Here is an 11,432-nt window from a genome sequence, read left to right on the forward strand (position 1 = left end):
GGCAGACGGGTTCCGGGGCTCACTATGCGAGAGGAAACAATCGGTAACATCCTCCGCCGTAACGCAAACTGCTGGGGGAGGAGTCGGGAGGAGGAGAAACACGGGCTGACGCGTCAGCCCGCGCCTTGCAACGCTTTTTTGTGATCGCTAACGCAGACCCGAAGATTGTTTTGCCGCTTAAGCACCCGCTTAAGGCGCTTTTTGCCAGTGGGATCACAGAGGCAGGCTGAGGGGCGTAGAGCGGAGGAGGATGAGATGCCGGTGTGGATACGCACAATGATGCCGACAGAGCATTCACCACTTCCGCTAACAGGATGGATTTATGACGACGAAAACCGGAGCACGCATTCTGGCCCTTTCTGCCCTCTCTGCTGTGCTCTTTTCAGCAAGCGCAATGGCAAAAATTGAGGAAGGTAAACTGGTCATCTGGATTAACGGTGACAAGGGCTACAACGGCCTTGCCGAAGTGGGTAAGAAATTTGAGCAGGAGACCGGCATCAAAGTCACGGTCGAACATCCTGACAAAATGGAGGAGAAGTATCCGCAGGTTGCGGCGACCGGCGATGGCCCGGACATCATTTTCTGGGCGCATGATCGTTTCGGCGGCTACGCGCAGTCGGGCCTGCTGGCGGAGGTCACGCCGGATGCCAGCTTCCGCGAGAAGATCTTCCCGTTCACCTGGGACGCGGTACGCTTCGACGGCAAGCTGATTGGTTATCCGATCTCGGTTGAGGCGCTGTCACTGATCTACAACAAAAAGCTGCTGCCGAACCCGCCGAAAACCTGGGAAGAGATGGCCGGTCTCGATAAGCAACTGCGCGCCAAAGGCAAGAGCGCGATTATGTTCAACCTGCAGGAACCCTACTTCACCTGGCCACTGCTGGCCGCGGGCGGTGCTTACGCCTTTAAACTCACCGACGGACACTATGACGTGAAGGATGTCGGCGTCGATAACGCCGGCGCGAAAGCGGGCATGCAGTTCCTGGTCGATCAGGTCAAAGCTAAAACGCTGAATGCGGATACCGACTACTCCATCGCTGAGGCTGCCTTTAACAAAGGCCAAACCGCCATGACCATTAATGGTCCGTGGGCGTGGGGTAACCTGGACAAGAGCGGCATCGACTATGGCGTCACTGAACTGCCCACGCTGAAGGGTAAACCGTCGAAAGCCTTTGTCGGCGTGCTGAGTGCCGGGATCAACGCCGCCAGTCCAAACAAAGAGCTGGCGAAAGAGTTCCTGGAGAACTATCTGCTGACCGATTCCGGACTGGAAACGGTTAATAAAGACAAGCCGCTGGGTGCCGTGGCGCTGAAATCCTACCAGCAGACGCTGGAAAAAGATCCGCGTATCGCCGCCACCATGAGCAACGCTAAACAGGGCGACATCATGCCAAACATCCCGCAGATGGCGGCCTTCTGGTACGCGATGCGCACCGCCACGCTGAATGCGCTGGGCGGTCGTCAGAGTGTTGACGCCGCGCTTAAAGATGCCCAGGCCCGCCTGAAGAAGTAATAATCCCATGCCGGGGTTATCCCCGGCTTGAGTGACCGTTAAGGAAAACCGCATCATGTCAGGAAAACCGAAAACGCACAGTCTGTTGCTGAAAGGCGTTCTCATTGGAATCGGCTGTCTGCTGGTCGGCTATCTGCTGATACTGATGTACGCGCAGGGTGAATATCTGTTTGCGTTACTGACGCTGATCCTCAGTGCAACCGGACTGTGGATTTTTGCAAATCGTCGCGCCTATGCGTGGCGTTATGTCTATCCCGGCGTGGCTGGAATGTCGCTGTTTGTGTTGTTCCCCCTCGCCTGCACCATCGCTATCGCCTTTACCAACTACAGCAGCACTAACCAGCTCACCTTTGAGCGGGCGCAACAGGTACTCCTTGGCCGTACTTTCCAGTCGGGCGAGGCAGTCAGTTTTTCTCTGTTCCCGGCAGGCGATCGCTGGCAACTGGTACTGAACGATGGCAAAGCAGACTTCGTCTCTCCGCCTTTTCAGTTTGGCGCTGAACAGACTCTGAAAATGATGCCTGCCACGCCACCCGCTGGCGAACGGGCGACGTTCAGGGTTATCACGACTAACCGCCAGGCACTGAGCCAGATCCGCGCTGAGTTGCCGGATGGGCGTCAGTTGCGCATGAGTTCGCTCCGCCAGTTCTCCGGCACCCAGCCGCTCTATCGGGTTGGCGCAAAAGATGAACTGATCAACCAGCAGAGCGGCACGCATTACCGCGCCAATCCGCAGACCGGCTTCTATCAGGCCGTGAACGCGGACAATAAGTGGGGCAACGAAACCTTAAGCCCCGGCTTTACCGTGAATACCGGCTGGAAGAACTTCGTGCGGGTGTTTACTGATGAAGGGATTCAGAAGCCGTTCCTGGCGATATTTGGCTGGACGCTGCTTTTCTCGCTCATCACGGTGGTGCTGACCGTAGCCGTCGGGATGGTGCTGGCCTGTCTGGTGCAGTGGGAAGCGTTACGCGGCAAAGCGATCTATCGGGTGATGCTGATCCTGCCCTATGCGGTACCGGCGTTTATCTCGATTTTGATTTTCAAAGGACTGTTTAACCAGAGCTTTGGGGAGATCAACGTGATGCTCAGCGCGCTATTTGGCGTGAAGCCTGCGTGGTTCAGCGATCCCACGCTGGCACGCACCATGCTGATTATCGTCAACACCTGGCTGGGCTATCCCTACATGATGATCCTCTGCATGGGACTGCTGAAAGCGATTCCCGATGATCTCTATGAAGCCTCGGCGATGGACGGAGCAGGACCGCTGCAGAACTTCTTCCTGATTACGCTGCCGCTGTTGCTGAAGCCGTTGATGCCGCTGATGATTGCCAGCTTTGCCTTCAATTTTAATAACTTTGTGCTGGTGCAGTTACTGACCAACGGCGGACCGGATCGTCTTGGCACGACCACGCCAGCCGGTTATACCGATTTGCTGGTGAACTACACCTGGCGCATCGCCTTTGAGGGCGGTGGCGGGCAGGACTTTGGCCTGGCGGCTGCGATTGCCACGCTGATCTTCCTGCTGGTGGGTGCGCTGGCGGTGATTAACCTGAAAGCCTCGCGGATGAAGTTCGACTAAGGAGTTGTTATGGCTATGGTACAACCCAAATCACAACGGCTGCGTCTGTTCACCACGCATCTGCTGCTGCTGGTATTTATTGCGGCGATACTCTTCCCGCTGCTCATGGTTATCGCAATTTCACTGCGATCCGGTAACTTCGCCACCGGCAGCCTAATCCCGGAACAGATCTCCTGGGAGCACTGGCGGCTGGCGCTGGGTTTCAGCGTTGAACATGCGGATGGAAGCGTGACACCGCCGCCCTTTCCGGTGCTGTTATGGTTATGGAACTCGATCAAAATTGCGGCCATTAGTGCGCTGGGCATCGTGGCACTTTCGACCACCTGCGCCTATGCGTTTGCGCGTATGCGCTTTGCCGGTCGTGCCAGCCTGCTGAAAGGGATGCTGATATTCCAGATGTTCCCGGCGGTTCTGTCACTGGTGGCGCTCTATGCGCTTTTTGATCGGCTCGGTCAGTATCTGCCGTTTATCGGGCTGAATACCCATGGTGGCGTAATCTTCGCCTATATGGGCGGCATCGCGCTGCATGTCTGGACGATTAAAGGCTATTTCGAAACCATCGACGGATCACTGGAAGAGGCCGCCGCGCTGGATGGCGCAACGCCATGGCAGGCGTTCCGGCTGGTGCTGCTGCCGCTGTCAGTGCCGATTCTGGCGGTGGTGTTTATTCTGGCGTTTATCGCAGCGGTCACTGAAGTGCCGGTTGCTTCGCTGCTGCTGCGCGACGTCAACAGCTACACCCTTGCGGTCGGGATGCAACAGTATCTCAATCCGCAGAACTATTTGTGGGGAGACTTTGCCGCCGCGGCGGTGCTCTCCGCGATTCCGATCACCCTGGTGTTCCTGCTGGCACAGCGCTGGCTGGTAAGCGGTTTAACCGCAGGCGGGGTGAAAGGCTAAACAATCATCATTGTACGTTGCCACTGCTTACACAACGCCTGTTGTGGTTGAATGATTCGGCGGCCTGCGGGCCGCCTTTTTTATCCTACGCTGACTCCGATGCACTACTGCCAGTCACCAGCGCGACGACCATGGCCGTTATTGCCTGCTCGCCTTCCGGCTTAGCGACATCGCCACGTGTCACGGCGGCGGCGATAGCATCCGCGCCCCCCAGCAAGCCCCACATGCCTGCTTCCGCAATACCTTTGCTGCCCGTAAAAGGAGCAAACCAGTGCTGACAACGGGCGATAAAGTCGAGCTGATAATGACGTTTGACGGCGGCCAGTTCCGGTGAGGTGCTGAGTGCTGACAGCAACTCTGGAATCTCACGTCCTTCTGTCATCACACAATCCACATAACAGGCGGCCAGCACTTCCGCTTTTTGCTGCATCACCATCGGCGCAGCATTCATCGCCGCGTCCATTCGCTCGGTCTGGCGACGATCAAAATCGTCATACAACGCTGCCAGCAATCCATGACGGGTGGTGAAATGATCGTAAACCACCGGTTTACTGACGCCCGCCGCTTCGCCGACCCGTGCCAGCGTCAGCGCTTCGCTGCCTTCGGTTTGCAAAATCTGCCACGCGACATCCGACAACTGCCTGCGTCGGGCCTCACGTGACAGTCGTTTCCGCGGTACTTTCTCAACGGTCATGTTTTTCCTGATGGGGGAACAGACGCTGGCCCAACGCCTGCGCCAGCTGATAGTGTGACTCAGGATAACCCTCATCGCCGCTTAGCAACAGTTCACTGGTCACCACCGGCGCGCCACAGTAGTCAAAAATGCCGTGATCAATCTGATTTCGCATGCTGCTGAAATAGCCGCGCCGCAGAAAAGTTCGCGTATCCGCGCCCCCGATTGCAATCAGATGCACAGGAAGATGATTGAGGCGCTTCACTATCCGACCCTCCTGCTCATCAAAGGCCCATCCGGCAATGAAAACCCGATCTATCCAGCCTTTGAGCTGGGCAGGAAATGACCACCAGTAAACTGGATAGACCAGCACCAGCGCATCAGCGCGATTTAACCGCTGCTGTTCAGCCAGCACATCCGGCGATGCCTCCGCCTGGCCGTTGAAATGCCGGTGGTCGGTGAGCGTGAAACGCGGATCAAATCTTTCAGCTGCCAGATCGGCTTTTTCAGCCGTGTGCTGGCCGGTCGAGATAATGCCCTGCGCCAGCTGGTCCGCCACGCGGTGGGTATGCGCATCCTGATTGGGATGAGAAGTCACTATTAATGCATGCATCGTCGTCACCTTACCTGTTCAGCCATTAAGCTACTAAAGGTAAGTTACTATTGGTAGGTTATCAAGCGTCGCTGTTAACTCTTTTTGCAGACCGCATCTCAGGTTAAACGCACCTGATGCCGGAAGGGTCCGCACAACATGGTCTGAACACAGGCGGAATAAAAATGCTTCCTTCCTGTTCACCGTTAAAAACAATCTGCAGAGCTCTGTGCTAACGTCAGATATAAAACCTACCGACGATAAGCCAGTGAGCGCACCAGCCGGTCGCCGAGTTTCTGAATCAGCATTACCAGCGCCAGCAGCACCACAATGGTGGCCGCCATGATCTGGTTGTCGAAGCGCTGATAACCGTAACGAATTGCCAGATCACCCAGTCCGCCGCCACCGACCACGCCCGCCATCGCCGAGAAGCCAATGAGCATCACAATCGTCAGGGTAACGCCCGCCACCAGTGCGGGTAGCGCTTCCGGCAGCAGCACACGGCTGACGATATGCCACAGCGTGCCGCCCATTGATACCACCGCTTCAATGCGACCGCGATCAACCTCATCCAGCGCGTTCTCCACAATGCGGGCAAAAAAAGGAAACGCGCCCAGCGTAATCGGCACAATGGCGGCAGTGCTGCCCAGCGTGGTGCCGACCAGCAGACGGGTAAAGGGGATCAGCGCAATCAGCAGCACCACAAACGGCAACGCGCGTCCGGTATTGACCAGCGTATTCAGCAGCAGTGAAATCCCACGATTGGGCAGAATGCCTTTTGGCCGGGTCAGAAACAGCAGTACGCCCACCGGCAGCCCTAGCGCGACCGTGAAAAGTGCCGCCAGCAGCACCATATAGAGTGTTTCACCAGTGGCATTCAGCAGCAGTTCCTGGAACCGCTCACTACTCATGCTACGCATCGGATTAATGCCTCATGCTGATATTTTTTGATAAACGCCCGGTCTGCTTCGCCATCCCTCAGCAGCATTTTGCGCAGGCGTCCCTCTTCACGTCCCATGATCTGGCTCAGGCTGCCGCTTTCAACCAGCTGGCCATTCTCCAGCAGTGCCGCTCCGTCACAAATCCGCTTCACCACCGCCATTTCATGGGTGATCAACACAATGGTGATGTTGAGCTGCTGCTGAATGTCGGCAAGCAAATCGAGAATCGAGGTGGTGGTTTCGGGGTCCAGCGCGCTGGTGGCCTCATCACACAGCAGATAACGGGGTCGGGCGGCCAGCGCACGGGCGATGCCGACACGCTGTTTCTGCCCACCTGAGAGTTGTGACGGCCAGGCTTTGCCAGACGATTCCAGCCCCACCAGCTTCAGCAACGAGGCCACACGCTGGCGCCGCTCCGCCGCTCGCAACCCGGCAATCTCCAGCGCCAGATCGACGTTGTCCTGTACATTGCGCGAATGCAGCAGATTGAAGTGCTGGAAGATCATCCCCATCTGCTGTCGCTGCTGACGCAGTTGCGCCAGGCTCATCGCGGCGAGATCCTGTCCGTCAATCTCAATCTGACCGCTGGAAGGGCTTTCCAGCCGGTTCAGGCAGCGTAGCAGCGTGCTTTTACCCGCCCCGCTTCGTCCGAGGATGCCAAAGATGGTGCCCTCTTCGATGGTGAGTGAGATGTCGTCCAGAGCTGGCGCAGGTGCGCCAGCGTAATGTTTACTGAGATGGCTGATTTTAATCATGCTGCTCGTCCGCAACCGGAATCACAGAGCCCTGATAATTTTTACGGATAAATTCGGCCACCTGCGGCGAGCGCAGATCTTTTGCCAGCTGTAACACGCGAGGATCTTTAGCCCGTTCAGGCGTGGTCACCAGCAGGTTGGCGTAGGGGTTATGGGCCGCGGACTCCAGACCCAGCGCATCTTTCGCGGGCGTCAGCCCGGCTTCCAGCGCGTAGTTGCCATTAATCACGGCGGCATCCACATCATCCAGCGAGCGCGGCAGCTGTGGCGACTCAATCTCAACGATTTTAATATTCTTCGGGTTTTCACTGATATCTTTCGGCGTCACCAGCGTCGAACCCGCCTCGCCCTTCGCGCTTAGCTTGATCACCCCTTTGTCCTGCAATAGCCACAGTGCACGGCTCAGGTTGGTGCTGTTATTCGGCACAGCAATGCTGGCACCCTCTGGCAGCGCCGCCAGTGATTTCACCTTGCGCGAGTAAATCCCCAGCGGCTCAATATGCACGCTGACAACAACGGCAAAGGTTTTACCCAGCGCTTTCTCCTGATCTTTCAGATAAGGCAGATGCTGGAAGTAGTTGGCATCGACATCTCCGGCGGCCAGCAGTTCATTGGCATTCACGCCGCCGCTCAGCTCGACAATTTTGATATCCAGTTTAGGATCCAGAGTTTTGACATACTCCAGGATTTCCGCGTGCGGCAGGGGATCAGCCGCCACGCGCAGCGGTGCAGCCTGTAAGCTTTGAGCAATCAGCAGTGAAAGACCGGCCAGGACCAGAAAGCGCTTTTTAATCATCATTTATCTCTTATCGTTATCAGTGAGTGTTATGTTCGGGATAGAAACGCCGGGCGACGTCCGGATGCGAACGCAGCCGGCCCTTGAGGTAGTTCCAGCCCACTTCGCGCAGCAGTGGGTTGAGCGGATCGCTGCCCGGTCCCTGTGCCAGCCGAGCCAGCTGGGGAGGCAGTTGATAGACTGGCACCACCGCATCCAACTGGGCACCCAGGAAGAAGGCAATGGATAAGCGCTCGCTGCTTTGAGGTGGCGAGACCACGCGATGCACCGTCGCGCGCAGGTAGCCGTTGGTCGCCAGCTCAAGCAGTTCGCCAATGTTCACCACAAAGGCACCCGGCAGCGGCGACGCATCGATCCAGTTGTCCGGTGTCACTTCAACCTGCAGGCCCGGCTGGTCATCCTGCAACAGCATGGTCAGGAAGCCGGAATCTTTATGTGCGCCAACACCCTGGCGTGATTCGCCCTCGGTGCGCCCCGGATAGCGAATCAGTTTGATATGTTCGTTGGGATAGTCGCCGTAGAGGTTGTCGAAAGCGTTGCGCGGCAGATTAAGTGCCTGGGCAAAGGCGCGCAGTAACTCCAGCGCTACCTCTGTCATCTGCTGCTGCAAGCGGGTGACCACGGTTTGCAGTTCAGGTAAGCCTTCAGGCCACTGATTCGGCCCCTGCATCCGTTGCCAGGTGGGGGAATCGGCAGTAACGGGCAGTGCTTCCCGTTCCGCACCAATATCGAACTGCTCACGATAGTCGGGCTGGCTGCGGGTTATTTCCACGCCCGCCAGGTTATAACCACGAAAATGAGGCGAGTTAGCCATCGCTACTGCGGATTTTTCCGCCTGTGGCAGGGCAAAAAATTTCCGCGCGACGTCCTGAACCTCATCTGATAATTCACGGTCGATGCCGTGATTGATTAAATTGAAGAAACCGACATCACGCGCGGCCTGGCTTAACTTTTCCAGCACCTGTTGCTGCTGCTGTTGATTACCTGACAATAATGCGAAATCGATAACCGGCAATTCTGCTGTTGTTAACGCGCTCATGAGAGAGACTCTGTTTGCATGGAATAGCTTTACACTGCCATTTCAGTTATGCGTTAACTACCAACTAATCCTGCTATGGATATACGGTGGATGGAAATATACCACCACCCCTTAGCCATCCCTGCCGCAGATTACTCTGCAGGCGAGATCCTCTTTTTCGGCAGTCATTGTGGCGAAAACAGCCATAAACAGATCCACACATAAAAAGAGCTATTAACAGGCAATATTTCCAAATGTTTATGGCCGTAAGCACTCATTAGTCAGAGCGCCGTGCTGAATTTTCACTCAAAGTTAGTTTTTTCGGCTGAAAACTTGCAAAACCTTACAATCATGGTCTATGGTTAACCGGCTGCGGCTTTTGCCGCTTCACTTAAATTTTTTCGGCTTCTTATAGCTTTCATTTCCACGGTTTCTTCTGAACATTGTTTGCGGCTGCGAAAGCTATAAGACTCCTTCATTGATGCACCTGAGGAGAATATGGACACCAGAAACTCATCGTCTGAACACCCAAAGAAACATTTCTGGAACAGGAAGCCTAAAGAGCTGACTGTCGACGACATTACTGTGATCGATAACGACATGCTGAAGCGTGCGGTTGGCGCAGCGGCATTAGGTAATGCGATGGAATGGTTCGACTTCGGGGTATACAGCTATCTCGCCGTGATCATCGGCAAAGTCTTTTTCCCTGATGCCAACAACACGGTTCAGTTGATTGCCACCTTTGGTACGTTCGCAGCGGCCTTCCTGGTGCGTCCGATTGGTGGCCTGGTATTCGGGCCGCTGGGTGACCGTATCGGCCGACAGAAAGTACTGGCGATGACAATGATCATGATGTCGATCGGGACATTCTGTATCGGTCTGATCCCGGCATATTCTTCAATCGGCATCATGGCACCCATTCTGCTTCTGGTGGCGCGCCTGATTCAGGGCTTCTCGACCGGGGGTGAATATGGCGGTGCCGCGACCTTTATCGCAGAGTACTCCACCGATAAACGTCGTGGCTTTATGGGCAGCTTCCTGGAATTCGGCACCATTGGGGGCTATCTGATGGGCGCCAGCCTGGTGACGGTCATGACGACCGTGATGTCCAATGAGGCTATGATGTCCTGGGGCTGGCGCGTGCCGTTCTTTATCGCCGCGCCGCTGGGCCTGTTTGGTCTCTATGTGCGACTGAAGCTGGAAGAGACGCCAGCATTCCAGCAGCATATGGAAAAACAGGAAGCGCTGGAGCAGAGCAAACCGCGTCTGACGCTGATGCAGATGCTGAGCAAATACCGTGCGCCGATGATGAAGTGTATTGGTCTGGTGCTGCTGTTTAACGTATCTAACTATATGCTGACGTCGTACATGCCGAGCTACCTGACCGGGATACTGGGTCTGCCAGAGTTAAGTGGCCTGCTTCTGGTGATGGTGGCGATGTTTGTGATGATGCCGCTGACGCTGCTTTGGGGTCGCTGGACTGACCGTATTGGTCGTCGTCCGGTGATTGCCTTTGGTGCGGTGGGCCTGATTCTCCTCGCTATCCCAAGCTTTATGCTTATCGGGTCCGGGAATATGTGGGCGGTATTTGGCGGACTCATGATTCTGGGTGTGTTACATACCTGCTTCAGCGGCACCATGCCTTCGACGCTGCCAGCCCTGTTCACCACCGATATCCGTTACAGTGCGCTGGCCATTGGCTTTAACCTGTCAGTTTCGCTGTTTGGTGGTACGACACCGCTGATTACCGCATGGTTGGTGGATACCACCAAAAACACGATGATGCCGGCCTACTACATGATGGGCGCGGGTATCATTGGCCTGCTGACTATTCTGACCGTTCGCGAGACGGCCCGTCAGCCGCTGACCGGTTCTTCCCCTGCGGTGGCGACTAAGGCAGAAGCACATCGATTAATCGACAAGCTGCGCAAACGAAATAAACCTGCCGCGACAGCGGGTAAATAATCGTTCTGACACCCTGCTCTGCAGGGTGTTTTTTTATCTGCGCCCGAACGCTCGGCCCACCTTATTTTACCGCCCTTACGCGTGCCACAAGCGTTTGTTTATTCCGGGTGCCGATTATTCATTACTGAAGCGACCCACTGTGCTGGCCGCCCCCAGCGCATGGCCTTTCAGTTGCGTGACCAGCTCTGCCTGGGTTAATCCCGCCTTCAACTGACCTGCCGGTAAATCGGTGGCGATCAGCACAAAGTTATAGTGATGCAGACCACTGCCTGCTGGCGGACAAGGCCCGTAATAATGCAGCGTGCCTGGCGTATTTTTTCCACCGGTATAATCCTTGCCCTTTGTCAGCGCCCCCTGCGCAAACGACGTGCGACTGGCAGGAATGTTATAGGCCACCATGTGCGTGACCCCCAGCCCTTTGGCCCCGACCGGATCGGTCATCAGCAGCGCAAAACTGCGGGTTCCCGCAGGCGCAGCAGACCAGTTCAGTTGAGGAGAAATATTCTCACCGGTACAGGAAGGGTTACTTTTATTGGCACCGGCAAACTTTTTATCCAGTAGCGCATTATCGCTGAAGTCCTCAGATTGCAGCGTAAACACCGACGCCGCCAGCGTGGTCATGGGCAACACGGCCAGCACCGTTGCGCAGAGTAATTTTTTCACCAGCCACTCCTTATCGAATTAACCCGAAAATTTT

Annotated in this window: 11 protein-coding genes; 4 read left to right on the forward strand and 7 right to left on the reverse strand. The window is 55.9% G+C overall.

From position 1 onward, the window contains the following. Window positions 1-322 precede the first annotated feature (322 nt). From malE to malG, 3 genes are read left to right on the forward strand one after another with little or no spacing between them, the layout of a single operon-like run. Window positions 323-1,513: a maltose/maltodextrin ABC transporter substrate-binding protein MalE gene (gene malE / locus P2R09_RS04160; RefSeq protein ID WP_275767390.1), complete on the forward strand. Its 1,191-nt coding sequence runs from the start codon at window positions 323-325 to the stop codon at window positions 1,511-1,513. Between the two features lie 55 nt (window positions 1,514-1,568). Beyond that, window positions 1,569-3,095 (forward strand): maltose ABC transporter permease MalF, encoded by a 1,527-nt coding sequence (gene malF / locus P2R09_RS04165; protein ID WP_003851515.1) that lies wholly within the window; start codon window positions 1,569-1,571, stop codon window positions 3,093-3,095. 9 nt (window positions 3,096-3,104) lie between these two features. Then, window positions 3,105-3,995 (forward strand): maltose ABC transporter permease MalG, encoded by an 891-nt coding sequence (malG, locus tag P2R09_RS04170; RefSeq protein WP_003851518.1) that lies wholly within the window; start codon window positions 3,105-3,107, stop codon window positions 3,993-3,995. 85 nt (window positions 3,996-4,080) lie between these two features. On the opposite strand, the gene P2R09_RS04175 is transcribed toward malG, so the two are convergent. The 6 genes from P2R09_RS04175 to P2R09_RS04200 all read right to left on the reverse strand — a co-directional run bounded on the left by P2R09_RS04175 (window position 4,081) and on the right by P2R09_RS04200 (window position 8,791). Next, window positions 4,081-4,689 carry a TetR/AcrR family transcriptional regulator gene (locus P2R09_RS04175; RefSeq protein WP_105099695.1) on the reverse strand — a complete coding sequence of 203 codons (609 nt, stop codon included), beginning with the start codon at window positions 4,687-4,689 and terminating at the stop codon, window positions 4,081-4,083. Beyond that, a complete protein-coding gene (locus P2R09_RS04180) occupies window positions 4,679-5,281 on the reverse strand; it encodes an NAD(P)H-dependent oxidoreductase (protein ID WP_275767393.1) in 603 nt (200 codons plus the stop codon). Before P2R09_RS04180 ends, P2R09_RS04175 begins: the two co-directional genes overlap by 11 nt. 230 nt (window positions 5,282-5,511) lie before the next feature. After that, on the reverse strand, window positions 5,512-6,180 hold the full coding sequence (locus P2R09_RS04185) for a methionine ABC transporter permease (RefSeq protein WP_003851521.1): 669 nt from the start codon (window positions 6,178-6,180) through the stop codon (window positions 5,512-5,514). After that, the gene (locus P2R09_RS04190) at window positions 6,168-6,956 is read right to left on the reverse strand and encodes an ATP-binding cassette domain-containing protein (RefSeq protein ID WP_275767396.1); all 789 of its coding nucleotides are present in this window, start codon (window positions 6,954-6,956) and stop codon (window positions 6,168-6,170) included. The genes P2R09_RS04185 and P2R09_RS04190 overlap by 13 nt, the downstream gene beginning before the upstream one ends. Next, window positions 6,949-7,752 (reverse strand): MetQ/NlpA family ABC transporter substrate-binding protein, encoded by an 804-nt coding sequence (locus P2R09_RS04195; RefSeq protein WP_275768079.1) that lies wholly within the window; start codon window positions 7,750-7,752, stop codon window positions 6,949-6,951. Before P2R09_RS04195 ends, P2R09_RS04190 begins: the two co-directional genes overlap by 8 nt. A gap of 19 nt (window positions 7,753-7,771) precedes the next feature. Next, on the reverse strand, window positions 7,772-8,791 hold the full coding sequence (locus P2R09_RS04200) for an isopenicillin N synthase family oxygenase (protein ID WP_275767399.1): 1,020 nt from the start codon (window positions 8,789-8,791) through the stop codon (window positions 7,772-7,774). A 477-nt stretch (window positions 8,792-9,268) separates the two neighbouring features. Between P2R09_RS04200 and proP the strand changes: the two genes are divergently transcribed. Beyond that, the gene (gene proP, locus P2R09_RS04205; RefSeq protein ID WP_275767401.1) at window positions 9,269-10,735 is read left to right on the forward strand and encodes a glycine betaine/L-proline transporter ProP; all 1,467 of its coding nucleotides are present in this window, start codon (window positions 9,269-9,271) and stop codon (window positions 10,733-10,735) included. Window positions 10,736-10,849: 114 nt separating this feature from the next. Here proP and P2R09_RS04210 read toward each other — a convergent pair whose 3' ends face one another. Further along, the gene (locus P2R09_RS04210) at window positions 10,850-11,398 is read right to left on the reverse strand and encodes a YbhB/YbcL family Raf kinase inhibitor-like protein (RefSeq protein WP_275767403.1); all 549 of its coding nucleotides are present in this window, start codon (window positions 11,396-11,398) and stop codon (window positions 10,850-10,852) included. Window positions 11,399-11,432 lie beyond the last annotated feature (34 nt).

Source organism: Pantoea sp. Cr_R13, from assembly GCF_029222565.1.
Classification (GTDB): Bacteria; Pseudomonadota; Gammaproteobacteria; order Enterobacterales; family Enterobacteriaceae; genus Pantoea; species Pantoea eucalypti.